This window comes from Nocardia abscessus (assembly GCF_015477775.1).
Taxonomy (GTDB): Bacteria; Actinomycetota; Actinomycetes; order Mycobacteriales; family Mycobacteriaceae; genus Nocardia; species Nocardia abscessus_A.
On sequence record NZ_JADLQO010000005.1, the window covers coordinates 318,772 to 345,168 of the forward strand.

A 26,397-nucleotide genomic window follows, 5' to 3' on the forward strand; every position below is an offset into this window, starting at 1 on the left:
CTACGCGGCCCGGGTACTACCTCGGGGAATCTTCGTTGTCCCCGCGAAAGTAAGCGCGAATCTCGTTGAGGCTGGGGGCATCCGGCGAGATATCGGGCAGGTCGGGCAGGTCGTCGAACTCGGCGTCGACGGGTGCGGCGAGGGCCTCGGTCTGCTGCTGCGCCTGGCGCGCCGCGGCCCGAGCGACGTCTACGATCGCCCTGCTCAACTGCTCCGGTGTCTGGCGCATTGCCGCGGCCGTGAGGCGCAGGTCGGTCAGCACTCCGGCGGCGTCCACGGTCACCTCTACCGATTGGTCGGGAGAACTCGTCTGCGTACGAGCATTTTCCAGTTCTCGGAACACATCGGCGAGTCGGCCCTGCTGACGTTCGAAGGAGTTGAGGAGATGTTCGAGCTGGTTGCGCATGCCGTAGTTGGCCGAGCGCAGGCCTTCGCGCTCCCATCGATCCATGCCGACAACCTTCCGACTCGAAACCCTCAGCGGACAGCGACGACCGCGGACCTCCGAACGTGCCCATAATGATGACCGACAGGTGCGTGGCAACTCTCACCGCTGGTGGGAAGGGGGACGAACCAGACGCCGCCCGTTCCGGCGGCGGAAACGGGTCTCATTGCCGGTCCGGCAACGCCGCACGCGACATCACCACCAGCAGCCGACCCAGCACCTTCTGCGGGTCGTTGGCCTCGTCCTCACTCGATTCGACCGCGGCGAATCCCTCGGCCAGCGCCCTGCCCGGAACGAACAGACCCTGCTCGAAACAGTTGTCGCCGACCTGCGCCCGCCATCGCTTGTAGCCGGCGACCACCCGGCTCAGCGTCTCACCCCGGGGGTCGTTGATCCGCACGTATTCGGTGATGAGCGCGCGTTGCGCCTCCCTGTGTGCCCGGAACCCGCCGGTGAGGTCGACCGCGGCGCCGAGTTCCCGCAGGATCGCGGCATACATCGGTCGCCGTGGGGGACCGGATCCGGTAGTCGCCCGGGAACCGCCGGTCAACATCCGAGGATCGATCACAGCAGTGCGAGCCAGCACGATCCACGGCGCCACCTCCCCCGATTCCTCTGCCGTGCTGCGATTCTCGACCGCGGATAGCGAACCCGTCATATCCCGGATCTCGATGCCGCGCAGCACGGCCGGCATCCGCGGGAGGACGGTGTCGACAGCATCGGCGATGTCCTGGACCGTTGCCGCGGCGATACCCGCCGCGTCGAATCCGACGATCTCGATGTTGTGCCGAGCGGCCAGCTCCCGAGCGATCCGTATGGCCTCGGCATCGGTTGCTCGGCTCGCACGCACGCCTGCCTGTTTCGGGGGCCGCTTCTGCTCGGGACGTTTCGGAGCCGGCTGCGGCTTCTTGCCCGCGGGCGGGCGGTCCGGGGTGCGTGGAGGGGATACCCGAGGCGGGGTTTCGTTCGCCGGCGCGCCGGAGGGGCGCGGAGCCTTTGCCCAAGGGGTGCCCGACCCGTTCCGCGACCACGGCGTATCCGCCGACGGCTTGCCAGAGCCGTTGCGGCCGCCCGGCATCGTCTGTGGACCCTCCTGCTTCCCCGTCGGTGTATTCGCCGGCGCGCCCTGTCGCTCTGCGCCGTTACCGGGCGTCACCGGCGATCTGGCCTCGGCTGCCGGGGGTTGGTCGCCGGATGTGTCATCGGGCGATTCGGTTTCCGGGGCATTGTCCGTCGTATCGTCCGGCTGTCCGGATTCCGTAGGTTGCCGTCCGGATTCCGGAGGTTGCTGTCCGGACTCCGCGGGCTGCCGGCCGGATGCCGGGGGTTGCTGGGTATCGACGCTGCCGCGGTCGTTCGGGGTGTCCGACTGCGGACGGACGGAGTCTCCGTTCGCCGGGCGATCGGACGTGCCCGGCGGCCGTGCGGAATCGTCTGTGGTGCTGGGGGATTCGGTTGACATCGCCTGCGGAATTGGTCCTGCCGACCGGTTCTGGCTCGGTGCGTTCGTGTGCGGGATGCCATCGTGGGCCGAGTTTCGGATGTTTCTTCCGCCGTAGCGGTCCCCGTCCTCGAACGCATCGACCGCATGCTTCATCGCGGAACTCATCGCCCGGATGTCCGCGACGAGGTCGTCGAACCCCTCCAACGTACGGTCGGCACCGGGCTTGTAGGTGCGTGCGAACGTCTCGCCGGCTTCGTCGTCACCCCAGAACTCACCCTCGTGGGCGAGTGCCGCCTTCAGCTCGTTCGCCATCCGTTCGGCGTCTTCGGCCGCCTGCCGCAACTCCGCCGCCGATTCGCGCAGCTGGGCCAGGTCGACCGACAGTGGTTCGGCCACGCGACCCCCTAGGTCGATATCGAGACGGCCCGGCCGTCTTCGGCTGCTGAACGGGACGTCGCGCATCGGCGAACCGGCCACGCGCCAGGCCGACCCGAGCCGAAGCATAAGCGACGTTCGCTGGTGTTCCCGTCTGCGGGAACGCCGCTTGCGGCCCACTCGGTGATCTACTGCTGCCTGCTCTGCTGAGGTCGCGAATGGCGAAGGCCGCCACCATCTTGGGATGGTGGCGGCCTTCGCTTTCGGCTAGCCGGGGGTCAGCGGGTGAAGAGCAGGGCTCGCTTGACTTCCTGGATCGCCTTGGTGACCTCGATGCCTCGGGGGCAGGCGTCGGTGCAGTTGAAGGTGGTGCGGCAGCGCCAGACGCCTTCGACGTCGTTGAGGATGTCGAGGCGCTCGCGGGCGCCTTCGTCGCGGCTGTCGAAGATGAAGCGGTGGGCGTTCACGATCGCGGCCGGGCCGAAGTAGCTGCCGTCGCTCCAGTACACGGGGCAGGAGGTGGTGCAGCAGGCGCACAGGATGCACTTGGTGGTGTCGTCGAACCTGGCGCGGTCGGCCTGGCTCTGGATGCGCTCGCGGGTGGGCTCGTTACCCGAGGTCATCAGGTACGGCTTCACCGCGCGGAACGCGTCGAAGAACGGCTCCATGTTCACCACGAGGTCCTTCTCCACGGGCAGGCCGCGGATCGGCTCGACGGTGACGGTGATCGACTTGCCGCCCTTGGGCAGCATGTCCTTCATCAGCACCTTGCAGGCCAGCCGGTTGACACCGTTGATCCGCATGGCATCCGAACCGCAGACGCCGTGCGCGCAGGAACGGCGGAAGGTGAGCGTGCCGTCCAGGTAGGACTTGATGTAGATCAGCACGTTCAGGAAGCGGTCGGTCGACAGGACCGGCACCTGGAAGGATTCCCAGTGCGCGCCCTTGTCGTCCTCCGGGTTGAAGCGAGCCACCTTGACGGTGATCATCACCGAGCCCTCGGGGACCGGAGCGGGCTTCTGCGAAGAGGGTGCTTCGGCAACAGCAGTCATCAGTACTTACGCTCCATCGGCTCGTAACGGGTCTGCACCACCGGCTTGAAGTCCAGGCGGATGTCCGAGAGGAGATCCGAGCCCTCCTTGTAGGCCATCGTGTGCCGCATGAAGTTCACGTCGTCGCGGTCCGGGTAGTCCTCGCGAGCGTGGCCGCCGCGCGATTCCTTGCGGTTGAGCGCGCCGACCACGGTGACCTCGGCCAGCTCGAGCAGGAAGCCGAGCTCGACGGCCTCGAGCAGGTCGCTGTTGTAGCGCCGGCCCTTGTCCTGCACGGTGATCCGCGCGTAGCGCTCCTTGAGCGCGTGGATGTCGGTGAGCGCCTGCTTGAGCGTGTCCTCGGTGCGGAACACCGAGGCGTTGTTGTCCATCGACCGCTGCAGCTCGGTGCGGATGTCGGCCACCCGCTCGTCGCCGTGCTCGCTCAGCAGCTGGGCCAGCCAGTCCTGCACCATCTGCGCCGGGTTCTCCGGCAGTTCGACGAACTCGCTGCGCTGCGCGTACTCCGCGGCGGCGATGCCGGCGCGGCGGCCGAACACGTTGATGTCCAGCAGCGAGTTGGTGCCGAGACGGTTGGCGCCGTGCACCGAGACACACGCGCACTCGCCCGCGGCGTACAGACCGGGAACGACGTCGCTGTTGTTGCGCAGCACCTCGCCGCGGATGCGGGTCGGGATGCCGCCCATCACGTAGTGACAGGTCGGGAACACCGGCACCAGTTCCTTCACCGGGTCCACACCCAGGTAGGTGCGGGAGAACTCGGTGATGTCGGGCAGCTTCTCCTCGAGCACGTCCTCGCCGAGGTGGGTCACGTCGATGTAGACGTAGTCCTTGTTCGGTCCCGCGCCGCGGCCCTCCAGCACCTCCAGCACCATCGAGCGGGCGACGATGTCGCGCGGCGCGAGGTCCTTGATGGTGGGGGCGTAGCGCTCCATGAACCGTTCGCCGTCGGCGTTGCGCAGGATGCCGCCCTCGCCGCGGACGGCCTCGGAGATGAGGATGCCCAGGCCGGCCAGGCCTGTCGGGTGGAACTGGTGGAACTCCATGTCCTCCAGCGGCAGGCCCTTGCGGAACACGATCGCCATGCCGTCGCCGGTCAGCGTGTGCGCGTTCGAGGTGGTCTTGTACATCCGGCCCGAGCCGCCCGTGGCGAACACGATCGACTTGGCGTGGAAAACGTGCAGTTCACCGGTGGCCAGCTCGTAGGCGACCACGCCGGTGGCGACCGGGCCGCGCTCGGTCTCGGTGAGCACCAGGTCGAGCACGTAGAACTCGTTGAAGAACTCCACGTCGTGCTTGACGCAGTTCTGGTACAGCGTCTGCAGGATCATGTGGCCGGTGCGGTCGGCGGCATAGCACGCGCGGCGGACCGGGGCCTTGCCGTGATCGCGGGTGTGGCCGCCGAAGCGCCGCTGGTCGATCTTGCCCTCGGGCGTCCGGTTGAACGGCAGGCCCATCTTCTCCAGATCGAGCACCGCGTCGATGGCCTCTTTGGCCATGATCTCCGCGGCGTCCTGGTCGACCAGGTAGTCACCACCCTTGACCGTGTCGAAGGTGTGCCATTCCCAGTTGTCCTCTTCGACGTTGGCCAGCGCGGCGCACATGCCGCCCTGGGCCGCGCCGGTGTGGCTGCGGGTCGGGTACAGCTTGGTCAGCACCGCCGTCCGAGCCCGCGGGCCTGCCTCGATCGCGGCGCGCATGCCCGCGCCACCCGCGCCGACGATGACGACGTCGTAGCGGTGCTCCTGGACAGGCCGAGATTCCCCGGTCCCGATGGTTCGTTCGCTGCGCTCACTCATGCGAGGGGGCCTGTTCCTAACTGATGTTGGGGTCGAAGGTGAAGATGACGTAGGTGCCCACGCCCATGATCAGGATCATCGAGATGGCCAGCAGGGTCTTGAGCCAGAACCGGGTCGAGTCCTTGCGGGAGTAGTCGTCGATGACCGTGCGCAGGCCGTTGCCGCCGTGCAACTGCGCCAGCCACAGCATGCTCAGGTCCCAGAACTGCCAGAACGGGCTGGACCAGCGCCCGGCGACGAAGGCGAAGTTGAGTCGCTTCACACCGCCGTCGAGCAGCAGCATGATCGTCATGTGGCCGAGCACCAGCACGATCAGCAGCAGGCCGGAGAAGCGCATGAACAGCCAGGCGTACTTCTCGAAGTTGTTGCTCGAGCGCGCGCGCGGCGAGCGGGGCAGATCCAGGCTGGCCGGCCGGTCGTAAGACTTACCGAGAACAGGTGCGCTCATTGTCAGTGCTCCGTGAACAGGTAGAAGAACTGGCGTCCGATCGCCGGAACGGCCAGCAGGAACCAGATCGCAAGGATGATCCAGAGCATCAGGCGCTGGTACTTCGGTCCCTTGGACCAGAAGTCCACCAGGATCACGCGGACGCCGTTGAGCGCGTGGAACAGCACGACGACGACCAGGCCCATTTCCATCAACGCCACCAGCGGCGTCTTGTAGGTCTCGATCGCCTCGTTGTAGGTGTCCGGGCTCACGCGCACCAGGGCGGTGTCCAGCACGTGGACGAAGAGGAAGAAGAAGATGGTGACGCCGGTGATCCGGTGCAGCGCCCACGACCACATTCCGGGGTCGCCTCGGTACAGCGTCTTCCGCTTCGGCTGGGCCGGAGCTTCAATCGTGGTCATAGAGTGCGATGCCTCCAACGTCGTTGATGGACCCCGGTTGCAGGTCCGACGCCGACGGCGTTGGGGGCGAATGCCCAGGTGGCTGTACTCCGGCCCGTCGCAGGGGAAACCTGAACCGATCTGTTCTGGACTCTAATCCCCCAGCAATCCCGGAACTAATTCGGCGTACCGTGCGTTGCGCGACATCCAATCGGGTTAGGCTTACCTTTCTTGATGTGTGCGGGGTTGCGTCGTGGCCCTTGCGCGGCCGTGATCGGGTCGGTCCGAGAGAGGTTCCCCATGCCGGAAATCGACTGGAAATTACTGCGCGACAACGCATTTCAAGTCATGCAGAATGCCTATGCGCCGTACTCGCGGTTTCCGGTCGGCGCCGCGGCTCTCAGTGCCGATGGCCGAATTGTGAGCGGTTGCAATGTGGAGAATGTCTCATATGGATTGGGCCTGTGTGCCGAATGTGTACTCATCGGTAACTTGATTTCGGGGGGTGGAGGGCGTCTCACGGCGGTCTCCGTGACCGATTCTCGCGGCGAAATCCTGATGCCATGCGGTCGCTGTAGACAGTTGCTCTACGAGCACGGCGGGGCCGATCTGCTCATCGATCACAAGGCGGGAGCGGTGCCGTTGCGCACCCTGCTGCCGGACGCGTTCGGTCCGGACGACTTGGACGCGGGACAGCTGTAGCCGGTTCCTCGGCTCAGGCGCGAGCATCCGAGGCGCTACCGCGAGGCGGTTCCGTCCCATCGGCGAGAACCGGGTCCTGTCGGCTCGTGCCAAACTGGCGACCGTGACGGCTCTGGACGCGGTTTCGATCATCACCACCAAACGGGACGGCGGCGAGCTGTCGGACGCGCAGATCGACTGGGTGGTCGACGCGTTCACACGCGGTGTGGTGGCCGACGAGCAGATGTCCGCGCTGGCCATGGCGATCTTCTGGCGGGGGATGACCCGGCGTGAGACGGCCAGATGGACCGCCGCGATGATCGCCTCCGGACGGCGCATGGACCTCACCGACCTGCCACGGCCGACCGTGGACAAGCACTCGACCGGCGGCGTCGGTGACAAGATCACGCTGCCGCTGGCGCCGCTGGTCGCGGCGTGCGGCGCGGCGGTGCCGCAATTGTCCGGGCGCGGCCTCGGGCACACCGGCGGCACCCTGGACAAGCTGGAGTCCATCCCCGGCTGGCAGGCGGACGTGCCGGCGCCGCGAATGCGGGACCTGCTGACCGACCCTGCCATCGGCGCGGTGATCTGCGCGGCAGGGGCCGACCTCGCACCCGCGGACCGGCGGCTCTACGCCCTGCGCGACGTGACCGGCACGGTCGAATCGATCCCGCTGATCGCCAGCTCGATCATGAGCAAGAAGATCGCCGAGGGCACCGCGGCGCTGCTGCTCGACGTCAAGGTCGGCTCCGGCGCGTTCCTGAAGACCTTGGACGGGGCGCGGGAGCTGGCGACGGCGATGGTCGAACTCGGCGACGACGCGGGCGTGCGGACGGTGGCGCTGCTCACCGCCATGGACATCCCGCTCGGCCGGACGGCGGGCAACGCTCTGGAAGTCGCGGAATCGGTGGAGGTGCTCGCGGGCGGCGGGCCCGCCGACGTCGTCGAGCTGACCATCGCCCTGGCTCGCGAGATGGTCGCGCTGGCCGGTCTCGATGCCGACCCCGCCGAGGCGCTGGCCGACGGCCGCGCGATGGACCACTGGCGCGCGATGGTCCGCGCTCAGGGTGGCGACCCGGACGCGCCGCTGCCCACCGCGAAACACACCGAGACCGTGCGCGCCGACGCCGACGGCGTGCTGACCCGGCTCGACGCGCTGGGTGTCGGTATCGCCGCCTGGCGCCTGGGCGCGGGCCGCGCACGTCAGGGTGATCCGGTGCAGTTCGGCGCGGGCATCGAGATGCACGCCAAACCGGGCGACGCGGTGACCGCGGGGCAGCCGTTGCTCACCATGCACACCGACACCCCCGACGCCTTCACCGGCGCGGCGGCGGCCCTGCGCGATGCCGTCACCATCGAAACCGACGCCTCGCTCACCTCCGCCCCACTGATCCTCGACCGAATCGTCTCCTGACCCTCCGGCGATCACAGGGGCGAGGACAGCGGCCCGCCCGGGCCGAGCCGTCCCTATTCACGGCTGGTGTCGCGGTGAGGCGGCGGCACTCGTAGCTACACCGGGTGACCCTGCCGGATCGTGTGGCGAAGGTCCGGGCGGTGTCGCGCGGCCTACCGGCCCGCATCCGGCGGACAACGAGATGGTTGCCACGGCCGGACTCGGCTGCCGTTTCGGCGCCGTGCGGCTACCGTCGATACATGACTGGACCGATGCCTCTCACTCTCGCCTCGATCCGCCAAGCGCCGAAGGCACTGCTGCACGATCACCTCGACGGTGGACTGCGGCCCGCGACGGTGCTCGAACTCGCCGCGCACAGCGGCTACGACGACCTACCCGCCACCGACGAGGCCGCGCTGGCGGCCTGGTTCCGTGACGCGGCCGACAGCGGATCGCTGGAACGGTACCTGGAGACCTTCGCGCACACCGTCGCCGTGATGCAGACCCCGGAGGGCCTGCGCCGCGTCGCCCGCGAATGCGCCGAGGACCTCGCCGCCGACGGCGTCGTGTACGCGGAGGTGCGCTTCGCCCCCGAACAGCACTTGGAGCGCGGACTGACGCTGGACGAGGTGGTGGAACACACGCTGGCCGGATTCCGTGAGGGGGAGGCGGCCGCCGCCGAGCAGGGCCACCCCATCGTGGTGACCTGTCTGCTCACCGCGATGCGGCACGCGGCGCGCTCGCGGGAGATCGCGGAACTGACGGTGCGCTTCCGCGATCGCGGCGTGGGCGGCTTCGACATCGCGGGCGCGGAGGCCGGTTACCCGCCCAGCAGGCACCTCGACGCGTTCGAGTACATGCGCGCGAACAGTGCGCACTTCACCATCCACGCGGGTGAGGCGTTCGGCCTGCCGTCCATCCACGAGGCCCTCGCGTTCTGCGGGTGCGACCGGCTCGGCCACGGCGTGCGGATCACCGACGACATCAGCGTGCCCGGCGCGGTCGAGGACGCACAGCTCGGCCTGGTCGCCAACTACGTCCGGGACATGCGCATCCCGCTGGAGCTGTGTCCGTCGTCGAACGTGCAGACCGGCGCCGTGCCGTCGCTGGACAAGCATCCGTTCGACCTGCTGGCCCGGCTGCGCTTCCGCGTCACGGTCAATACCGACAACCGGCTGATGAGCGACACCAGCATGAGCCAGGAGATGCTCAAGCTGGTCGAGACGTTCGGTTACGGCTGGAGCGACCTGGAGCGGTTCACCATCAACGCCATGAAGTCGGCGTTCATCCCGTTCCCCGAGCGGCTGCGGATCATCGACGACATCATCAAGCCCGGATACGCGGTGCTCATCGGGTAGCGGGGAACCCGTCCTCGCGGCCGATTGCCGGGTTCGGCATCGAAAGAAACCGCCGAGCCGGACGTGCCGGAAAGCTGCGAATCGGCGGTCCGGCTTTGTGGTCGCCCGGCAACCGGTTCGCTAGCGTGACGAACATGGCGACCTTGCGTATTCCCCGCCGTTTCAACGGACCGCCCGACTCCGGCAACGGCGGCTATGTGGCCGGTCTGCTCGCCGAGCAGCGCGACGAGGCGACAGCGACCGTGATCCTGCGCAGCCCCCCGCCGCTGGAGACGCCGCTCGACGTGCGCGAGGACCGGCTGTACGACGACGACACGCTGATCGCCGAGTCGAAGAGCGGCGGACTCGAGCGGGACGCGCCGCACGCTGTTCCGTTCGCCGACGCGGTAGCGGCATCGCGCGGCTACACGAGCATCGAGATGTTCGCGTCCTGTTTCGTCTGCGGCAGCGGGCGGGCCGACGGGCTGCGCATCGAACCCGGTCGCGTGGACGAGGCCCGGGTAGCCGCGCCGTGGGTTCCCGACCAGACCGTCCCGCTGGGGCCGCCACTGCTGTGGGCCGCAATGGACTGCCCCGGCGGCTGGTCGCTGCCCGGCATGCTGGAACGTCCCGCCCTGCTGGGCTCGATGACCGCCACCGTGCGCGATGTGCCCGAGGTCGGTGAGCGCTGCGTCGTCGTCGGCGAGTTCCACGGCGAGCAGGGCCGCAAGTGCTGGGCCTCCACCGCGGTCTACGGCGCCGACGAACGCCTGCTCGGGCAGGCCGAGCAGGTCTGGATCCGGCTGAGGTGACTACTCCTCGGGTGACTACTCCTCGGGTGACGGACTACTGCTCGGGTGACGGACTACTGCTCGGGTGACGGACTACTGCTCGGGTGACTACTGCTTGTCGAGCCGGGACTCCAGGTTGCGTTCCAGCTCGCGCCAGGCCTGGGCCTCGGCGGTGAACGGCGGGTTCGGCGCCAACCGGGTGGGGTCGGGGTTCAGCAGGTAGGAGACATACCAGCCCAGCGGGGTGGATTGGGCCAGGGCCTGCTCCACCGTGTCGTCGTCGGCGTAGTCGGCGGCGTCGGTGAACAACTCGACCGCCAAGTCGAGCTGTTCGATGTCGACCGCCTCCGGGCCTTCGGCCAGGTCCTCGGCCAGACCGGGCAGCACGTAGACGTTCTCGTCGGTGACCTCGACCTCCAGCGAGCCGTCCACCGCCGCGGTCTGCACGTCGGCGAAGGTGCTCACGCGGGCCAGATCGTGCTCGTGGTCGTCGGCGAGGTAGCGGGCCAGCGCGCGTTCGGAGGAGAACACCGTGATCGCGCCCTTGGTGCCCAGGAAGATCGGTTCGTCATCGAGGTAACAGCGCAGTGTGAAGACGCTGCCCTCGGACGTGATGATCTTGACCGGGTCGATGCCGACCTCGTGCCAGAACGACTCGTCCTCGTCTTCGTCGTCCTCCTCGTCGTCTTCCGCTTCGAGGTCGACGGGCTCGAACTCCTCGTCTTCGTCGCTGTCGGCCGCGTCGTCGGCGTCCACGACGTTCTCCTCGGCGGCCAGCAGTTCGGCTTCGGCGACCGCGACGGCCTTGGCGTCGACCTCGGGCGTCTGCACGACGGAGTCGATGGCGTCCAGTACGTCGTCCCAGCCCTTGGCGATGGCGGCGCCGATCTGGTCCCACAGTTCCTCGCCGTCGCGACCGACGAAGGCGTTCACGCCGCCGGGCAGCGCGCCGAGCACCGGATGGGAACCGAAGAACTTGGTGACCGTCTCTAGTTCGCACACCTCGCCGATGTTGCGCACCATGCCGAGGGTGTCCTCCAGCTCGGCGACGGTGTCCACGTCCGGATCGCCGGCCGCCAGCTCCGGCACGGCGACCAGATCGAAGGAGAAATTCTCCTCCGGCTCCAGTTCGACCGCCGAGAGACCCGCGACCACCTTCCACGCCGGATGGTCGATGAGGTCGTTGTCGGTGTTCGTGCGGATGAACGCGGCCAGCTCCGCCACGGACTCGAAACCGTAGAGGGCGTCCTCGTGACCGAGGAACGCCTCCCACTCGTCGTCACCGTCTCGCCAGCGCGGTGCCCACAAGGTGACGAGATCGCCGTCGGTCAGGCCGAGCTCGATCGGGACGATGTCTCCAGAAGCCATGTGCGGAAGCCTATCGACCTTCCGCGTCAGGCACTATCCGGCCCGCCCCCATTCGCTCCCGCGGGCGGCTGTCCGGCCGGGACGAATGACTCGTTCAGTGTCGCAACGACCTTGGACCGCTGCGCGCCGGCGTCCTCGGCGGCCTGCCTGCACGCCCACACGATCAGCTGCCCGACCTCGGCCGGCGGCAGCGACGTGACCGATTCCGCCAGGTTGAGGCCGACCAGTGCGCCGTCGCTGTTCACCTCGACGCTCACCGCGCCGTCCTCGGAGGTGAAACGCCCGCGCACCTGCTTCAACCCGTACAGCGCGGCTTCCAGCGCCTCCAGTTTCTGGGTAGCCGACGCCACCAGGGCGTCCATCTCCGCGCTCATACCGGCCTCATCCAGCTCGTCGGTCCCGTGTCCGCGTCATCGATCCGGTCCAGTTCGTCCACCGCCTGCTGGCGGGTGGGCAGGCCGAGCCGGTCGAGGATGTCCGAGGGCATGCCCGCCTCGGCGAGCAGTTCGCGCCGCCGCGCCCTGGCCGCGATGGCGGAGCGCTGGGTGAGCCGCAGGATCTCGTTGGCGAGCGACTGTGCGCCGTAACGGTATTCGCTGCGCTCGAACTTGATCTCCACCGGCATGCCCTGATCGGTCGCGCGGACCGAGATGGTGCCCGACCGATTGCTGCTGGCTGCGACCGTGACGTTGGGGACCTGGGGTCGGGTCATGTCGTCGGCCTGTAGAAGCCGTAGAAGTCCATGCCTGAGTTCTCCGTTCGAATCGAGCTGATCTGGACCGGGTCACCCGCCTCGACCAACTGTCCGTTGCCGATCACCATGGCCACGTGGCCGTCCCAGATCGCGAGGTCGCCGGGCATCAGATCACCGGCCGACACCGGTGAGGCTCCGTTGCCCTGCTCGGCCGCGAGCCGGGGCAGGTCGACGCCCGCCTCGCCGTAGGCGTACTTGGTGAGCCCACTGCAGTCCAAACCCGCACCCGGGCTGTTGCCGCCCCAGACGTAGGGCGTGCCGACGGCGCCGATCGCCGACCGCACCGCCGTGGCGGCCTGCTCGTTGGGCGCCTCCACGACACTGCCGTCGGGCAGCGTGATCTTCACGCCCTTGCCGTCGTCGGCCGTCCCCGACGAACCGGTGTCCGGCCTGGGCGTACCCGACGTGTCGGGTGTGCCGCGGGAACTGCGCGAGGACTGCGACTGGACCGGTGTGGCCATCACGGTGCTCAGCAACGAGCCCGCGCTGGTGAGCGCGCCGGATGCGGTGGACACCGCTTGCTGCACACCGGCAGCGGGCACACCGGCGAGCGAGGGGGTGGTCGGCGGCGGGGTCAGGTCGTTCATCGACGCGGTGTGCGTCTGCAATTCGTTCTGGACCCGGCCGACGACATTGAGCGCCTGGTTGAGATGGTCGATCGCCGAGCCGACGAGCACCGTCAGCCCCTCCGGCGTCGCCAGGACCGGACCCATGCTCGCCGCGGTGTTCACGAAGGACTGCGCGATGTCGGTGAGATCCTTCTGCCCCGTCTCGACCTCGCCCGCGGCCTGGTTCACGACCGTGGCCATCTCGTTGCCGCGATCGGAGATGGTGGCCGCGGAAGTCTGCACGCGCAGCGCCTTGGCGGTGGCCGCGTCGGCGGCGCGGCCGTCCCACGCGGCGTTCATTCCGTTGATGCTGTCGCGGCCCATCTGATGGATCTGGTCGACAACGGCCGAGGTGCTGCGTAGCGCGTCGGTGGGGCCGCCCGTGGGCAGCACGCCGCTGCCGAAGCTGGCGAGCAGGTCGAGGATGGGTTGTGCGAGCGCGTTGACGTCGATCACAGGCTCACTCCAGCTCGCCGGCCGCGTTCCGCAGGGCGCCGGCGTGGGCGGCGTCGGTCTCGGTGAGAACGGTGGCCGCGCCGGTGGCCGCGCCGCCCATACTGGTCAGCACCGCCGACAGCTGGCCGATCGCCGCGACGTGACCCGCGTGCGCCGCGGCGTAGGCGGCCATGAAGTCACCGCCGATCAGCCCCATGATCGGACCGAGTAGCGCGGGCTCCGCCGCCGCGGCGCTCGCTCCCGCCGTCGCCATCTCACCCGCCATGACGTGGGCGGTCGCGCCGTAGGCCGCAATGCCCTCGGTGTCCGCCGACATCTTTCGCATCAGAGCTTCCCCCATCTGTCGTTCCCAGGCAGAGTACGTCATCCACTTGGTTCGACGCGCGCGGTTCCGGTTCGGTTCCGTCGCTTCGCAAAAAAGTCCGGTGGCGTTCGGCGGCGCGCCCGCGACCGACCTTATCGTTCCCTCATGCGCACCCACACCGTGGACCATCCACTCGTCGCCGCCCTGCTCACCACGATGCGGGACGAGCGAACGGCGAATCCGGCTTTCCGTGCCGCACTGCGTGATCTGACCGGGATCCTGATCTACGAGGCGCTGCGCGACGCGGAGGTCGAGCGTTTCGAGATCGTCACTCCGGTCGCCCCGACCGAGGGCATCCGGCTGGCCCGGCCGCCGCTGCTGGTGCCGGTGCTGCGCGCCGGGCTCGGCATGGTGGACGCGGCCGCCGAGTTGATCCCGGACGCCAGGATCGGATTCGTCGGCCTGGCCCGCGACGAGGACAGCCACCTGCCGGTGCCGTACATGGAATCGCTGCCCGCCGATCTCGCCGGTCTGCCGGTCTTCGTGCTCGACCCGATGCTCGCCACGGGCGGCTCGATGCGCCACACCCTGCAGCTGCTCGCGGCGCGCGGAGCCACCGACATCACCGCGGTCTGTGTCGTTGCGGCTCCGGAAGGCGTTGCGGCACTGGCCGACTCGGGACTTCCGGTACGGCTGGTCACGGCCGTCGTCGACGCGGGCCTGAACGAGAACGCCTACATCGTGCCCGGTCTCGGCGATGCGGGCGACCGGCAGTTCGGACCGCGCTGATCCGCGGCGGGCGGGTCAGAACCGCTGACAGAAGTCGCGCAGCGCCGAAAGACGCACGCGCGCAGCCTCACGCGCGACCGGGAGATCGGCGTGCGAGCCGACCGGTTCGACCACCTCCAGATAGCACTTGAGCTTCGGCTCGGTGCCCGAAGGACGGACGACCACGCGGGAGGAGCCGCCCTCGAAGATCAGTGCGTCGGTGCGCATCCGGCCCCGCACCTGGAGTTGATCGGTGTATTTCACCGGTTCGCCCGCGATCTCGCCCGGCGGGTTCGCCCGCAGCCGGTCGACCACCGCCGCGGCGTCGGCGGCCGAGGCCAGGCGCAGCGACACCTGGTCGCCCGCGTGCAGGCCGAATTCCACCGCGTAGTCGTCGAGCTCGCCGTCCAGGTCGCGGCCCGCCGCCTTCAGCCGGGCCACCAGGTCGGCGAAGAGCACGGCGGCGGAGATGCCGTCCTTGTCCCGCACCGCCGCCGGGTCGACGCAATGGCCGATCGCCTCCTCGTAGGCGTAGACCAAGCCGTCGCCGGCACGGGCCAGCCATTTGAATCCCGTGAGCGTTTCCGCGTAGCGGCCGCCGCGCGCCGGAGCGAGCTTCGACAGCAGCCGCGAGGACACGATGGTCGTCGCAACCAGTGCGTCGGCCGCAGCGGTGCGTAGCACGCAGTCGCCGAGCAGCACACCGGTCTCGTCGCCGCGCAGCATCCGCCAGGTGCCGTCGCGCCGCGGCACGCCCACCGCGCACCGATCCGCGTCCGGGTCCAGCGCGATCGCCAGGTCGGCGCCGACCCGGGCGGCCGTCGCGAGCAGCAGGTCGGTCGCACCGGGTTCCTCCGGGTTCGGGAACGCGACGGTGGGGAAGTCGGGGTCCGGCTCGAACTGTTCCGCGACCACGTGGACGTCGGGAAAACCCGCCGCGCCGAGGGCTTCGACCGCGAGATCGCCGCCGACGCCGTGCAGCGGGGTGAGTGCGATCCGGATCCCGGCGCGCTCGCCCGATCCGCCGATCCGAGTGGGCAATTCGGCCACCCGGCGCACATAACGCCGCACCATGTCGTCATCCGCGGGGGCGACCGGCGTACGGCCGATCGGCTCGGACACCGCCTCGATGCAGCGCTCGATCTCGGCGTCGGCCGGGGCGATCAGCTGCGACCCGCCGTCGAGGTAGACCTTGTAGCCGTTGTCGGAGGCCGGATTGTGCGAAGCGGTGATCTGGACGCCCGCGACGGCGCCCAGCTCGCGCACCGCGTACGCGACCACCGGGGTGGGCAGCGGACGCGGCAGCAGCGTCACCGGAAAGCCCGCCGCCGCAAAGATTTCCGCGGTCGCAGCGGCGAATTCCGCGGAGCCGTGCCTGGCGTCGCGGCCCACCACCACCGCGCCGCCGCCGAGGCAGCGGTCGCGCAGCCACGCGACGATTCCCGCGGTCGCCCTGCTCACCGTGGTGACGTTCATGCCGTCCGGGCCGTCACGCAGCGGCCCGCGCAGCCCTGCCGTGCCGAAGCGCAGCATCTACACCCGTTCCAGCACGCCGCGCAGCAGTTTGCCGAGACGCGGAGCCGCGGCGTGCCCTTCGGCGAGCACCTCGGCATGGGACAGATGCGCGCCGGTGACCCCGGCGGCCAGGTTGGTGACCAGAGAAATGCCGAGCAGCCGGGCACCGAGCGCGCGGCAGGCGATGGCTTCCAGCACAGTGGACATGCCGACCAGGTCCGCGCCGATCGTGCGCAGCATCCGGATCTCGGCCGGAGTCTCGTACTGCGGCCCGGTGAGGCCCGCGTAGACGCCCTCGGTCAGGCTCGGATCGATCTCCCTGGCCGCCGCCCGCAACTCGGGATCCCACGCGTCGACCAGGTCGACGAAAGTCGCGCCCGCCAGCGGCGTGCGACCGGTCAGGTTGAGATGGTCGCTGATCAGCACCGGATCGCCCACCCGAAGGCCGGATCGGATGCCGCCCGCGGCGTTGGTCAGCACCACGATCTCCGCGCCCGCCGCCACGGCGGCCGACACCGGGTGCACCACATCGGCGGGCTGGTAGCCCTCGTAGAGATGCTGGCGGCCCATCAGCAGCAGCACCGCGTTGTCGTCCACCTGGACGGAATGGACCACGCCGACATGGCCCTGTGCGGTCGGCGTCCCGAAACCGGGCAGCTCCGGCATCGGCACCGACGCCCGCGGCGCCCCGATCTCCGCGGCCGCGTCCTGCCAGCCGGACCCCAGCACCACCGCGACCCGGTGGCGTGACACTCCCGTACGTTCGGCGATCGCCTCGGCGGCCTGTTCGGCAAGCATGATCGTCACGATAGCTGTGTTTGTTTGGCAGCGCCTGCGGCGCTGCGGGTTCGCGGCCCCCTTGTGGCCGCGAACGGCGCATGCTCGGTCTCGCTTCGCTCGAAACCTTGGGTAGGGGTGATGGGGTGCGCCGGGTGGGCGGGCTCGATTTCGGTTTGGGTGGGGTGCGGGCAACTGCTACCCGTGAGTAGGTAGGTCTGCCGTGGCCCGTTACTCTGCACCGCATGCCGTATCTCGAACGCCAAGGTGAAGTGTTCGTCGTGTACCTCGGCGCCGAGGGAACCACGGACAGCGAGAACCGTTTCCACCCGGACTGGATCGACGCATTCCACGGGCTGCTGGACGAGGTCGAGAGTTCCGAGGGGCCCGCCGCGCTGGTGACCACCGCGACGGGGAAGTTCTACAGCAACGGTTTGGACACCGATTGGCTGTTCGGCAATCTGGACAAGATGCACGGCTACCTCGACCGCGTGCACTCGCTCTACACCCGCCTGCTCGCCTTCCCGCTGCCGACCGTGGCGGCGATCAACGGCCACGCTTTCGGCGCGGGCGCCATGCTGGCCACCTCGCACGACTTCCGGGTGATGCGCGCCGATCGCGGCTTCTACTGCCTGCCCGAGGTGCACCTGGGCATGCCGTTCACCATCGGGATGAACGCCCTGCTCACCGAGCGGCTGACCAACCAGGTCTGCGTGCAGGCGATGACCACCGGCCACCGTTACGCGGCCGACGAGGCGATCGCCGCGGGCATCGTGGACGGCAAGGCCGACGCCGCCGAGTTGCTCGCGACCGCCGTCGAGCGGGCAGCCGCGCTGGCGAGCAACCGCAAGCCGAACCTGCCCGTGATCAAGCGCGCCCTGCACGCGAAGGCGCTGGCCGGCCTCGCGGTGCCCACCACCCCGGAGAACCTGGCGTTCGCCGCGGGCTGACCCACTTTCGAGCGTCGCGTTTGCGCGGCCGCCGCGCAAGCGACGAAGGAGCAAGCGGCGCTCGCGCCGACGCGAGCCACAAGAGGGCCGCGAACCGGCCGCGCCGAAGGCGCGGCAAAACAAACACAGTGCGAGACTGTGTTACATGCCATCACCGCGCAGCGGGCGCCCGGAATCGCAGCACGACGGCAACGCTGTGCGCGAGGTCGGCGCGGCCGCCCGCAGTGACGCCGCGATCCGGGCCGCGTCCGCCGACCTGATCGGCCTCTCGCACGCGATTCACGCCGAGCCCGAGCTCGCGTTCGAGGAGACCCGCAGCGCGGCCAAGACCATCGCACCGCTCGCCGAGCGCGGCTTCGAGGTGGAGACCGGCGTCGCCGGACTGCCGACGGCCTTCCGCGCGCGCTACGGCAGCGGGCCGCTGACCGTCGGCATCTGCGCCGAGTACGACGCGTTGCCCGAGATCGGGCACGCCTGCGGGCACAACGTCATCGCCGCCTCGGCGGTGGGCGCGGCGCTCGGACTCGCGGAGGTCGCCGACGCGCTCGACCTCACCGTGCTGGTGTTCGGTACGCCCGCCGAGGAAAGCGGCGGCGGCAAGGTGCTGATGCTGGAACAGGGGGTGTTCGACGACGTCGCGATGGCGATGATGGTGCACCCGGGTCCGCTCGACATCGTCGGCGCCCGCTCGCTGGCGCTGGCCGACGTGTCGGTGGTCTTCCACGGGCGCGAGGCGCACGCCAGCGCGGCCCCCGAACAGGGCCGCAACGCGGGCGACGCGGTGACCGTCGCGCAGGTTGCCCTCGGCTTGCTACGGCAGCATCTCCTGCCCGGCCAGCAACTGCACGGTATAGTCGGCGACGGTGGCGTAGCTCCCAACATCGTGCCCGGACGTGCGGAACTGCTGTATTACCTACGCGCAGTCGACTCCGCATCCCTCGACGATCTGATGCGACGAGCGTCGGCTTGTTTCGAGGCGGGCGCCCTCGCGACCGGCTGCACCCACGAAATCCGGACGCTCGCGCCGACGTATACCGAGCTGACCCCGGATCCGGAGCTACTGCTCGTCTACCGCGAGCAGATCACCGGATCGGGACGCGTGCCGCTCGCTCCGGAGTTCGAGGCGCAGCGGCCGCTGGGCAGCACCGATATGGGGAACGTCACCAATGTCATTCCGGGCATCCACCCGGTCATCGGAATCGATGCCGGGGGTGCGGTGACACATCAGCCAGGCTTCGCCGCGGCCAGCGTCAACGCCTCGGCGGATCGCGCGGTCATCGATGGTGCGCTGGCGCTCGCGCGTACCGCGATCGCCGTCGCCCGCGATGACATCCATAGAGACAGGTTGTTGCAACGGCTAGTTCAACGACAGGAGGACATTCGGTGAGCACAACCGGCCGTTCGGCGGCTCCGGCGACGGGCTCGGCAGAGGGCGTCCGTGTGGTCACGCAGGACCCGGGGAACTTCGCAGTGCCGGAGACCGCGGGTTCCGGGCGGGCAGCGGTGGAGTCGTGGCTGGCCGGTCACACGGTCGATCTCGTCGGGTGGCGCAGGCACATCCACGCCAATCCGGAGTTGTCCCGTACCGAGTTCGGCACCACCGAGTTCGTCTCGGCATGGCTGACCAAGGCGGGGCTCACGCCGCAGCCGCTGCCCGGCGGCACCGGCCTGATCTGTGATATCGGACCCGACGGGCCGCGCATCGGCCTGCGGGCCGACATGGACGCGCTGCCGCTGCAGGAGTTCACCGGACTGCCCTTCGCCTCCACCGTGCCGGGCGTGTCGCACGCGTGCGGTCACGACGCGCACACCACCATCCTGCTCGGCACGGCGCTGGCGCTGGCCGAGGTGCCGCAGCTGCCGGTCGGCGTGCGGCTGGTCTTCCAGCCGGCCGAGGAGGTCATGCCCGGTGGGGCGATCGACGTGGTCGCCGCGGGCGCGATGACGGGCGTGGAGCGGATCTTCGCGCTGCACTGCGACCCGCGCCTCGAGGTGGGCCGGGTCGGCATCCGCGTCGGCGCGATCACTTCCGCCGCCGACACCATCGAACTGGTGCTCGACTCGCCGGGCGGCCACACGTCGCGTCCGCACCTGACCAGCGACCTGGTCTACGCGATCGGCTCGGTGATCACCGGCCTGCCCGGCCTGCTCAGCCGCCGCATCGACCCGCGCACCAGCACCGTGATGGTGTGGGGCGCGGTGAGCGCGGGGAAGGCGCCGAACGCCATTCCGCAAACCGGCATGCTCACCGGCACCATCCGCACCGGGGACCACGCGACCTGGTCGTTGCTGGAGCCGATGGTGCGGGAGATCGTCGACGGCCTGCTCGCCCCGACCGGCGTGCGCTACCAGCTGAACTATCGGCGCGGCGTGCCGCCGGTGGTCAACGACGAGCACTCCACCCGCATGTTCGAGGACGCGATCCGGGCGCTCGGCCCCGACGCCCTCTCGGACACCCCGCAATCCGGCGGCGGCGAGGACTTCTCGTGGTATCTGGAGGAGGTGCCGGGCGCGATGGCGCGCCTCGGCGTCTGGTCCGGCGAGGGCGAGCAGCTGGATCTGCACCAGCCGACCTTCGACATCGATGAGCGTGCGCTCGCGGTCGGCGTCCGGGTGCTGAGCAATCTCGTGCTCGACGCGCGCTGAGTTCTAAGTCACACCGACGTTCTTCGTCACACCGGCAGCGGCGTGGCCGAACCCTCGGGTCGGCCACGCCGCTGCCGTCTGTGCGGGCGCCCGGGTCAGCCGAAGTTGCCCGGGCCGACGTTGCGGCTGTTGCGGGTGCGTAGGGCGTGCACGTAATCCTCTGGCGCGCCTGCCTTTTCGGCCGCGTCGGCGATCACCCCGAGGTAGCGGGCCGACGGCAGCCCGCCCTCGTAGGCGTCCAGCACATAGAGCCAGGCCAGCGTGGGCTCACCCCCGCCGTCGGCGTTGCGGGTGACGCGCAAACGGATCTTCTTGTGGATACCGAAGTCCGAGCCCTCCCAGCGGTCGAGCCGCTGCTCGTCCTCCGGGGATACGTCGTAGAGCACGACGAAAACCCGGGAACCGGGGTCCTCGACGACCGTCGCGAGAGGCCCTTCCCAGCCGATGTCGTCACCGGCAAAGGTGAGCCGCCAGCCCTCCAACCAGCCCGTCCCGGACATGGGGGAGTGCGGACAGCGCTCGAGCATCTGCGTCGAGTCCATGTTGGACCCATAGGCGGCATAGATCGGCACCAGCAAAGGGTAGCCAATAACCGGGAGGGACCGCGTTCGATTGCCGCACCTGCGGCGCGGCGCGCGGCGCGGAAGGGTTGCGCACCGGTAACGCGGTCGGTAGTGCGAGGTGGTTCCCGGATAACGTTTACCCCGTGCCGGAGATCCCGGTGCGAAGCACGAGCGGAGGTATCAATGACCCGCATCGCGATCATCGGTGGCGGACCGGCCGGCTACGAGGCGGCCCTGGTGGCGGCCCAGCACGGGGCGTCGGTGACGCTGATCGATTCCGACGGCATCGGTGGGGCGTGCGTGCTGTGGGACTGCGTGCCCTCCAAGACCTTCATCGCCTCGACCGGCGTCCGCACCGACCTGCGCCGGGCTCGCGATCTCGGGATCACTCTCGACCCGAACCAGGCGCAGGTGCAGCTGCCCGAGGTGAACGCTCGCGTCAAGGCGCTCGCGCTGGCCCAATCCTCCGATATCCGCTCGAAGTTGCAGACCGTCGGAGTGACCGTGCTGGCCGGGCGCGGCGAGCTGATCGATCGCGCAGGCGGGCTGGCCGCGCACCGGGTGCTGGCCAAGCTGGCCGACGGCGCGCAGCAGACCATCGAGGCGGAGGTGGTGCTGATCGCCACCGGCGCGAGCCCGCGAGTGCTGCCCGGCGCGGAGCCGGACGGGGAGCGCATCCTCAACTGGCGTCAGCTCTACGACCTGGCGGAGCTGCCGGAGACCCTGGTCGTCGTCGGTTCCGGTGTGACGGGCGCGGAGTTCGTCTCCGCATATACCGAAATGGGCGTGCGGGTGAAGCTGGTCTCCAGCCGCGATCGCGTGCTGCCCGGGGAGGACGCCGACGCGGCGCTGGTGCTGGAGGACGCGCTCGCCGAGCGCGGCGTCGAACTGGTCAAGCACGCGCGCGCCGACGCCGTGGAACGCACCGCCGAAGGCATCGTGGTCAAGTTGTCCGACGGGCGCACGGTTTCCGGTTCGCACGCGCTGATGACCGTCGGCTCGACGCCCAACACCGCCGGTCTCGGGCTGGAGCGGGTCGGCATCGAACTCGATCGCGGCGGCTACCTGCGGGTGGACCGTGTTTCGCGCACCTCGGTGCCCGGCGTCTACGCCGCGGGGGACTGCACCGGCCTGCTGCCGCTGGCCTCGGTGGCCGCGATGCAGGGACGCATCGCGATGTACCACGCGCTCGGCGAGGGGGTCAGCCCGATCCGGTTGAAGACCGTCGCGTCCGCGGTGTTCACCCGCCCGGAGATCGCGACCGTCGGCGTCAGCCAGACCGCGATCGACAACGGTGAGGTCCCCGCGCGCACGGTGATGCTGCCGCTGAACACGAACCCGCGCGCCAAGATGTCCGGGCTGCGACGCGGTTTCGTCAAGATCTTCTGCCGCCCGGCGACCGGCGTGGTGATCGGCGGCGTCGTCGTCGCGCCGATCGCTTCGGAGCTGATCCTGCCGATCGCCCTTGCGGTGCAGAACAATCTGACGGTCAACGACCTGGCCCAGACGTTTTCGGTGTACCCGTCGCTCACCGGTTCGGTCACCGAGGCGGCGCGGTTGCTGATGCGCCACGACGACCTGGACTGACCTCGTTCTGGCGCATGCGGTGCCGTGTCCGGTCTCGGACATCGTGCACTGCGAACTCGGGGCGCGCACGGGAGGCGGGCGGTCTTGCCACCCTTGGCTATTCGCCGCGTTGCCCATCGTGCGCACATGTGGTTCACTTCCGGCAGAGATGCGATCGGAGGGCGGTCGCGGGGTTCGGTGTGGGGGGATGGTCCTTTCCAAATCGGCACGAGCGAACGGCCCAGGTCGTTCGATGATCAGGCGTCTCACCCAGGGGACAACTGAATGCGGCCTGCCGGGCCGCACCCGTGAAGGGAATGCGGAAGTGAAACATCGTAAGCCGAGTCGGGCGCAGCGAGCGATGGCGAGCACCTCGTTGCCACTGGCCACAGCGGCTGCAGTGGCCACGCTCTTCGCTGCGCCGGCGGGGGCGGCTCCCAACGATCAGCCCACCACTCCGCCGACGCCCGCTCCGGCGCAGCCGGGCGTGAACGAGTCGCCGAGCACCCCGGAGACCACGCAGCCGGAGCCGAACAAGCCGGAGTCGAACAAGCCGGAGTCCAAGCAGGATCCGCAGAAGCCGGAGAGCAAGCCGACGCCGCGCCAGCCCGGCGTCACCACTCCGGAACCGGACGCGGACTCGGATCACGCCATGCCGGACCAGAAGGATCCGCGGCTGTCCAAGCCGACTCAGCCGGGTGTGACCCCGCCGCGTGTCGCGCCGCTGCCGGTCCCCGGCCAGCAGAAGCCGAGCGACCCGCAGGCCGCGGTCACGCCGGATCAGGCCGCGCCGCAGCCCGGTCAGCAGGCGGCGCCGCAGCCCGGCCGGCAGGCCGCCCCGCAGCAGGGCACCGAGAACGACAACGCCGAGGCGCGGCAGCCGGAGAGCTCGACGCTGGTGCAGCCACAGGCACAGCCGCGTTGGCAGGCGCCGCGTCTGGAGGCGGCCCCGGCCGCCCCGGTCGTCGAGATGACCGGCCCGCACGCGGAGATCGGCGCGAACGTCGACGGCGGCACCCTGCTGCCGGGCCACGTGGCCAACACCCACCACTTCAGCAACGAGGCGGGTTACGTCGGCACCATCGGCTACCGCACGCCGACCGGTGCCGGTGAAGCGGGCGTCTCGGTGGAGTTCGTCGACAAGAACACCGTCAAGCTGACGACCTACACCGGTGGCGAGGGCTTGGCCTCGAACAACACCACCGCGGTGTTCGACACCACCCAGCTGAACCAGGCCAAGGCCGCGGTGGAGGACTGGATCCGCGAGCAGCCGGGCGGCGCGGCCGCCCTGGAAGCCGCCGCACAGGTTAAGCTTCCGCTTCAGCCGGGCGACTTCGCTCCGCAAACCGCCGAAGTGGGTGGTGTCACCACCCAGTGGGGTGGTTCACTCCAGTACTGACACGAGCTGATTCCGACGGGTGGGGCGGTCGTTCGCGACCGCCCCACACGTGTGTCACGGGAAAGGATTGGGTGTGACCTCCGAGGGTGATGCGAGGAATGAATCCGACCAGTCCGGGTCGGAGTTCGGTCCCCCAGTGGGGGAGTTCGGGCCGCCGATCTCCGAATTCGGGCCGCCTGTTTCGGAATTCGGGCCGCCGATGGGCGCGGACACCGGCCCGGGCTGGCAGGTGCCGCAGCAGTCGAGCGACCACCCCGAACTCACCTGGCGCCCGGCAGGCGAGCCGGAGGCGATGTCCGCACCGCCCCCGCAATATCGCGCGCCGGATTCGACGGTCTACTCCGAACGGCCGCCCGCGCCGCCCGCGCCCGCCCAGCCCGAGCCTCCCGCCGCGGAGGCCGTGCGCCCGCAAGCCACGGACGGCAAGCAGGACTCCTGGTGGAACCGGCCGACGCTGGAAGGCGGCGTTCCGAAGCCTCCGCCGCCCTCCGAGTCGAGCCTGTCCTGGGCCGAGGACCCGATCGCCATGCGGCTCGCGCTGGGCGTTCCCGAGACGCCCTCGCCCGCGCGGCGCAACTCCTCGCGGCGCAGGGTGGTGCTGGGGACGCTCGCGGCCGTGGTCGTGCTGGTCGCGCTGACGGTGACCATTCTGGTGTCCAGCGGCAGTGAGGACGGCCAGGACGGCACGGCTGCTTCGGCCACCACCGGCGCTGTGGCGATGAGCTGCCCGACACGCACCGAGGGCAATGTCACCTTCGGCAACGGTGAGGGTGATACGAGCAGTGGGATCCGGGCGATTCTCGGTTTCGAGCATGCGTACTATTCCGAGCGCAGCGCTACCCGCGCGCACTCGTTCGTGGCCCCTGGCGCGAACGTCGAGCCGCCTGCGGACCTGCAGAAGACCATTGACCGGCACATCCCGCAGGGCACGGCCTATTGCCTGCGGATCGCGGAGATGGCCCCCGATCGCTTCAACGTCGAGATCACCGAGCGCCGTCCCGATGGCACCGAGGCCCGGTACTTCCCGGTGATCACGACGGTGAACCTGGACGGACGGACCCTCATCTACCTCATCGACTGAGTGAGATTCTCAGAATGTGAGATTCATATTTCAGATTCTGATATGAATGTGCGACAGTGCCTTATGGCGCATTTCTCGGAGGTGTCCCTGTCGCCGATCACTCCACCGCTGGCCCGGCGTCTCGACGGCCTGACGAGTTCGGCGATTCGCGATCTGCTGAAGGTGGCCGCGCGCGACGACGTGATCAGCCTGGCGGGCGGTCTGCCCGACGAGCAGCTGATGCCGCGTGACCGGATCGCGCAGGCGGCCGAGGCGGCGCTGGCCGACCGCGCGCGGCTGCAGTACACCGAGTCGGCGGGCTGGGGCCCGCTGCGTGAGGTGCTCGCGGCGCGCGAGACGGTACGGCTGGGGCGGCCGGTGCCGCTCGAGGAGGTGTTCGTCACCCACGGTTCGCAGCAGGCGCTGTCGCTGCTCGCCGAGGTGCTGCTGGATCCGGGCGCGCTGGTCGTGGTCGAGGATCCGGCCTATGTCGGCGCGTTGCAAGTGTTCCGCGCCGCCGGAGCGCGCATCGTGACGGTCGCGCTGGACGCCGAGGGCATGCGGGTCGACGAGCTGGCCGACCTGCTCGGCAGCGGCGAGCGGCCCGCACTGGTGCACACGGTGAGCAATTTCCACAATCCGCGCGGTGTCACCATGAGCGAACAGCGTCGACGTGAACTCGCCGCACTCGCCGACCGGTACGGATTCTGGGTGATCGAAGACGATCCCTACGGCGAGCTGTGGTTCGATCGGCCGTCGCCGGAGCCGATCGCGACGTATTCGCCCAACGTGATCCGGCTGTCCAGTGTGTCCAAGACGCTGGCCCCGACCTTGCGGGTGGGCTGGATGACCGCGCCGAACGCTGTGTGCAGGGGCGTGGAGTTGCTGAAGCAGGGCGCGGACCTGTGCGGTTCGGCCCTGACGCAGCAGATCGCCGCCGATCTGCTCGCCGACGCCGACTGGCTGGGGGCGCAGGTGGAGGGGATCCGGCGCGTCTACGGTGCGCGAGCCCGGGTCCTGGTGGACGAGCTGCGCGCGCGCTTCGGCGACCGGCTGGTGAGCACCGAGGCCGCGGGTGGCATGTTCGTGTGGGTCGACTTCACCGACGGGACCGACACGGTGGACTTGTTGCCCCACGCCATCGATCTCGGCGTCGCCTACGTTCCCGGCGATGCGTTCGCGGTGGCCGGCGGCCACCGCAATTCGATGCGCCTGTGCTTCACCACCTCCGAGGCGGCGACGCTTCGGGAGGCGGTCGCGCGCTTGGCGCGTGCGATAGGTGAATAGCCTCGCACACAAAGGCTTTCGGTTGCCTGCGCGTGGGTTCGCCCGATAGGGTTGCGGACATCCAATAGGAGGGGAGTAATTCGATGATCGTGAAATTCCTTGCGAGCGCTGTGATTGCCGCCGGCATGATTTCGCTGGTGCCGGGTGTCGCTTCGGCACACCACTGCCAGCCGGTGACGACGTGGTGTCATCCGAGCTAATCGAATCGTCGGCCGGGAACTGAATCACGGC

Annotated in this window: 26 protein-coding genes; 12 read left to right on the forward strand and 14 right to left on the reverse strand. The window is 69.4% G+C overall.

Features of this window, described 5'->3' with window-relative positions:
- Positions 1-16: 16 nt before the first annotated feature.
- The 6 genes from IU450_RS16365 to sdhC all read right to left on the reverse strand — a co-directional run bounded on the left by IU450_RS16365 (position 17) and on the right by sdhC (position 5,964).
- Positions 17-451, reverse strand: coding sequence for a YbaB/EbfC family nucleoid-associated protein (locus IU450_RS16365; protein ID WP_195150637.1), 435 nt, complete (start codon positions 449-451; stop codon positions 17-19).
- A 157-nt stretch (positions 452-608) separates the two neighbouring features.
- Positions 609-2,285, reverse strand: a complete 1,677-nt coding sequence (locus IU450_RS16370; RefSeq protein ID WP_195150638.1) for a WXG100 family type VII secretion target — start codon at positions 2,283-2,285, stop codon at positions 609-611.
- Positions 2,286-2,542: 257 nt separating this feature from the next.
- Positions 2,543-3,316, reverse strand: coding sequence for a succinate dehydrogenase iron-sulfur subunit (locus IU450_RS16375; RefSeq protein WP_195150639.1), 774 nt, complete (start codon positions 3,314-3,316; stop codon positions 2,543-2,545).
- A complete protein-coding gene (sdhA, locus tag IU450_RS16380; protein WP_195150640.1) occupies positions 3,316-5,115 on the reverse strand; it encodes a succinate dehydrogenase flavoprotein subunit in 1,800 nt (599 codons plus the stop codon). Before sdhA ends, IU450_RS16375 begins: the two co-directional genes overlap by 1 nt.
- A 16-nt stretch (positions 5,116-5,131) precedes the next feature.
- Positions 5,132-5,563, reverse strand: a complete 432-nt coding sequence (locus IU450_RS16385) for a succinate dehydrogenase hydrophobic membrane anchor subunit (protein ID WP_043687868.1) — start codon at positions 5,561-5,563, stop codon at positions 5,132-5,134.
- A gap of 2 nt (positions 5,564-5,565) precedes the next feature.
- Positions 5,566-5,964, reverse strand: coding sequence for a succinate dehydrogenase, cytochrome b556 subunit (gene sdhC, locus IU450_RS16390; protein ID WP_181725561.1), 399 nt, complete (start codon positions 5,962-5,964; stop codon positions 5,566-5,568).
- A 279-nt stretch (positions 5,965-6,243) separates the two neighbouring features.
- Here sdhC and IU450_RS16395 point away from each other — a divergent pair, with 279 nt between their 5' ends.
- From IU450_RS16395 to IU450_RS16410, 4 genes are all read left to right on the forward strand, one after another.
- A complete protein-coding gene (locus tag IU450_RS16395; RefSeq protein ID WP_195150641.1) occupies positions 6,244-6,645 on the forward strand; it encodes a cytidine deaminase in 402 nt (133 codons plus the stop codon).
- A 103-nt stretch (positions 6,646-6,748) separates the two neighbouring features.
- On the forward strand, positions 6,749-8,038 hold the full coding sequence (locus IU450_RS16400) for a thymidine phosphorylase (RefSeq protein WP_195150642.1): 1,290 nt from the start codon (positions 6,749-6,751) through the stop codon (positions 8,036-8,038).
- Between the two features lie 239 nt (positions 8,039-8,277).
- Complete coding sequence (locus tag IU450_RS16405) at positions 8,278-9,375, forward strand: adenosine deaminase (protein WP_181725564.1); 1,098 nt, start codon at positions 8,278-8,280, stop codon at positions 9,373-9,375.
- Positions 9,376-9,509: 134 nt separating this feature from the next.
- Positions 9,510-10,166, forward strand: a complete 657-nt coding sequence (locus IU450_RS16410) for a hypothetical protein (protein ID WP_195150643.1) — start codon at positions 9,510-9,512, stop codon at positions 10,164-10,166.
- Between the two features lie 87 nt (positions 10,167-10,253).
- Here IU450_RS16410 and IU450_RS16415 read toward each other — a convergent pair whose 3' ends face one another.
- The 5 genes from IU450_RS16415 to IU450_RS16435 are packed head-to-tail and all read right to left on the reverse strand — an operon-like array spanning position 10,254 to position 13,656.
- Complete coding sequence (locus IU450_RS16415) at positions 10,254-11,513, reverse strand: primosomal protein (protein ID WP_195150644.1); 1,260 nt, start codon at positions 11,511-11,513, stop codon at positions 10,254-10,256.
- Between the two features lie 26 nt (positions 11,514-11,539).
- Positions 11,540-11,887 carry a YbaB/EbfC family nucleoid-associated protein gene (locus tag IU450_RS16420; protein ID WP_043687880.1) on the reverse strand — a complete coding sequence of 116 codons (348 nt, stop codon included), beginning with the start codon at positions 11,885-11,887 and terminating at the stop codon, positions 11,540-11,542.
- Positions 11,884-12,225, reverse strand: coding sequence for a hypothetical protein (locus tag IU450_RS16425; protein WP_067803443.1), 342 nt, complete (start codon positions 12,223-12,225; stop codon positions 11,884-11,886). Before IU450_RS16425 ends, IU450_RS16420 begins: the two co-directional genes overlap by 4 nt.
- Positions 12,222-13,331 (reverse strand): C40 family peptidase, encoded by a 1,110-nt coding sequence (locus IU450_RS16430; protein WP_195150645.1) that lies wholly within the window; start codon positions 13,329-13,331, stop codon positions 12,222-12,224. Before IU450_RS16430 ends, IU450_RS16425 begins: the two co-directional genes overlap by 4 nt.
- A 4-nt stretch (positions 13,332-13,335) precedes the next feature.
- Entirely contained in the window at positions 13,336-13,656 is a 321-nt protein-coding gene (locus IU450_RS16435; protein ID WP_195150646.1) for a type VII secretion target, read from the reverse strand.
- Positions 13,657-13,800: 144 nt separating this feature from the next.
- On the opposite strand from IU450_RS16435, the gene upp reads away from it, so the two are divergent.
- On the forward strand, positions 13,801-14,424 hold the full coding sequence (gene upp, locus IU450_RS16440) for a uracil phosphoribosyltransferase (RefSeq protein ID WP_195150647.1): 624 nt from the start codon (positions 13,801-13,803) through the stop codon (positions 14,422-14,424).
- 15 nt (positions 14,425-14,439) lie between these two features.
- Here the strand turns inward: upp and IU450_RS16445 are convergent, their stop codons facing one another.
- The gene (locus IU450_RS16445) at positions 14,440-15,936 is read right to left on the reverse strand and encodes a phospho-sugar mutase (protein ID WP_195150648.1); all 1,497 of its coding nucleotides are present in this window, start codon (positions 15,934-15,936) and stop codon (positions 14,440-14,442) included.
- Complete coding sequence (locus IU450_RS16450) at positions 15,937-16,716, reverse strand: purine-nucleoside phosphorylase (RefSeq protein ID WP_195150649.1); 780 nt, start codon at positions 16,714-16,716, stop codon at positions 15,937-15,939. It lies immediately after the preceding gene.
- A 224-nt stretch (positions 16,717-16,940) separates the two neighbouring features.
- On the opposite strand from IU450_RS16450, the gene IU450_RS16455 reads away from it, so the two are divergent.
- The 3 genes from IU450_RS16455 (at position 16,941) to IU450_RS16465 (ending at position 20,291) form a co-directional block, all read left to right on the forward strand.
- Positions 16,941-17,645, forward strand: a complete 705-nt coding sequence (locus tag IU450_RS16455) for an enoyl-CoA hydratase-related protein (protein ID WP_195150650.1) — start codon at positions 16,941-16,943, stop codon at positions 17,643-17,645.
- A gap of 145 nt (positions 17,646-17,790) precedes the next feature.
- Entirely contained in the window at positions 17,791-19,032 is a 1,242-nt protein-coding gene (locus IU450_RS16460; RefSeq protein ID WP_195150651.1) for a M20 family metallopeptidase, read from the forward strand.
- A gap of 116 nt (positions 19,033-19,148) precedes the next feature.
- Positions 19,149-20,291, forward strand: coding sequence for a M20 family metallopeptidase (locus IU450_RS16465; protein WP_324197707.1), 1,143 nt, complete (start codon positions 19,149-19,151; stop codon positions 20,289-20,291).
- Between the two features lie 95 nt (positions 20,292-20,386).
- On the opposite strand, the gene IU450_RS16470 is transcribed toward IU450_RS16465, so the two are convergent.
- The gene (locus IU450_RS16470; RefSeq protein ID WP_195150652.1) at positions 20,387-20,863 is read right to left on the reverse strand and encodes a gamma-glutamylcyclotransferase; all 477 of its coding nucleotides are present in this window, start codon (positions 20,861-20,863) and stop codon (positions 20,387-20,389) included.
- A gap of 174 nt (positions 20,864-21,037) precedes the next feature.
- On the opposite strand from IU450_RS16470, the gene IU450_RS16475 reads away from it, so the two are divergent.
- The 4 genes from IU450_RS16475 to IU450_RS16490 all read left to right on the forward strand — a co-directional run bounded on the left by IU450_RS16475 (position 21,038) and on the right by IU450_RS16490 (position 26,166).
- Positions 21,038-22,441 carry an NAD(P)H-quinone dehydrogenase gene (locus IU450_RS16475; protein WP_195150653.1) on the forward strand — a complete coding sequence of 468 codons (1,404 nt, stop codon included), beginning with the start codon at positions 21,038-21,040 and terminating at the stop codon, positions 22,439-22,441.
- 379 nt (positions 22,442-22,820) lie between these two features.
- On the forward strand, positions 22,821-23,819 hold the full coding sequence (locus IU450_RS16480) for a hypothetical protein (RefSeq protein WP_195150654.1): 999 nt from the start codon (positions 22,821-22,823) through the stop codon (positions 23,817-23,819).
- A gap of 73 nt (positions 23,820-23,892) precedes the next feature.
- The gene (locus tag IU450_RS16485; RefSeq protein ID WP_324197695.1) at positions 23,893-24,900 is read left to right on the forward strand and encodes a hypothetical protein; all 1,008 of its coding nucleotides are present in this window, start codon (positions 23,893-23,895) and stop codon (positions 24,898-24,900) included.
- Positions 24,901-24,942: 42 nt separating this feature from the next.
- Positions 24,943-26,166: a PLP-dependent aminotransferase family protein gene (locus IU450_RS16490; protein ID WP_228834653.1), complete on the forward strand. Its 1,224-nt coding sequence runs from the start codon at positions 24,943-24,945 to the stop codon at positions 26,164-26,166.
- Positions 26,167-26,397: the final 231 nt, after the last annotated feature.

What these genes read in the sequence shown, in the direction of transcription:
- IU450_RS16365 (WP_195150637.1), bottom strand. Translation starts at nt 451, where the DNA reads ATGGATCGATGGGAGCGCGAAGGCCTGCGCTCGGCCAACTACGGCATG.
- IU450_RS16375 (WP_195150639.1), bottom strand. Translation starts at nt 3,316, where the DNA reads ATGACTGCTGTTGCCGAAGCACCCTCTTCGCAGAAGCCCGCTCCGGTC.
- sdhA (WP_195150640.1), bottom strand. Translation starts at nt 5,115, where the DNA reads ATGAGTGAGCGCAGCGAACGAACCATCGGGACCGGGGAATCTCGGCCT.
- IU450_RS16385 (WP_043687868.1), bottom strand. Translation starts at nt 5,563, where the DNA reads ATGAGCGCACCTGTTCTCGGTAAGTCTTACGACCGGCCGGCCAGCCTG.
- sdhC (WP_181725561.1), bottom strand. Translation starts at nt 5,964, where the DNA reads ATGACCACGATTGAAGCTCCGGCCCAGCCGAAGCGGAAGACGCTGTAC.
- IU450_RS16395 (WP_195150641.1), top strand. Translation starts at nt 6,244, where the DNA reads ATGCCGGAAATCGACTGGAAATTACTGCGCGACAACGCATTTCAAGTC.
- IU450_RS16405 (WP_181725564.1), top strand. Translation starts at nt 8,278, where the DNA reads ATGACTGGACCGATGCCTCTCACTCTCGCCTCGATCCGCCAAGCGCCG.
- IU450_RS16410 (WP_195150643.1), top strand. Translation starts at nt 9,510, where the DNA reads ATGGCGACCTTGCGTATTCCCCGCCGTTTCAACGGACCGCCCGACTCC.
- IU450_RS16415 (WP_195150644.1), bottom strand. Translation starts at nt 11,513, where the DNA reads ATGGCTTCTGGAGACATCGTCCCGATCGAGCTCGGCCTGACCGACGGC.
- IU450_RS16420 (WP_043687880.1), bottom strand. Translation starts at nt 11,887, where the DNA reads ATGAGCGCGGAGATGGACGCCCTGGTGGCGTCGGCTACCCAGAAACTG.
- IU450_RS16425 (WP_067803443.1), bottom strand. Translation starts at nt 12,225, where the DNA reads ATGACCCGACCCCAGGTCCCCAACGTCACGGTCGCAGCCAGCAGCAAT.
- IU450_RS16435 (WP_195150646.1), bottom strand. Translation starts at nt 13,656, where the DNA reads ATGCGAAAGATGTCGGCGGACACCGAGGGCATTGCGGCCTACGGCGCG.
- upp (WP_195150647.1), top strand. Translation starts at nt 13,801, where the DNA reads ATGCGCACCCACACCGTGGACCATCCACTCGTCGCCGCCCTGCTCACC.
- IU450_RS16445 (WP_195150648.1), bottom strand. Translation starts at nt 15,936, where the DNA reads ATGCTGCGCTTCGGCACGGCAGGGCTGCGCGGGCCGCTGCGTGACGGC.
- IU450_RS16450 (WP_195150649.1), bottom strand. Translation starts at nt 16,716, where the DNA reads ATGCTTGCCGAACAGGCCGCCGAGGCGATCGCCGAACGTACGGGAGTG.
- IU450_RS16455 (WP_195150650.1), top strand. Translation starts at nt 16,941, where the DNA reads ATGCCGTATCTCGAACGCCAAGGTGAAGTGTTCGTCGTGTACCTCGGC.
- IU450_RS16460 (WP_195150651.1), top strand. Translation starts at nt 17,791, where the DNA reads ATGCCATCACCGCGCAGCGGGCGCCCGGAATCGCAGCACGACGGCAAC.
- IU450_RS16475 (WP_195150653.1), top strand. Translation starts at nt 21,038, where the DNA reads ATGACCCGCATCGCGATCATCGGTGGCGGACCGGCCGGCTACGAGGCG.
- IU450_RS16490 (WP_228834653.1), top strand. Translation starts at nt 24,943, where the DNA reads ATGAATGTGCGACAGTGCCTTATGGCGCATTTCTCGGAGGTGTCCCTG.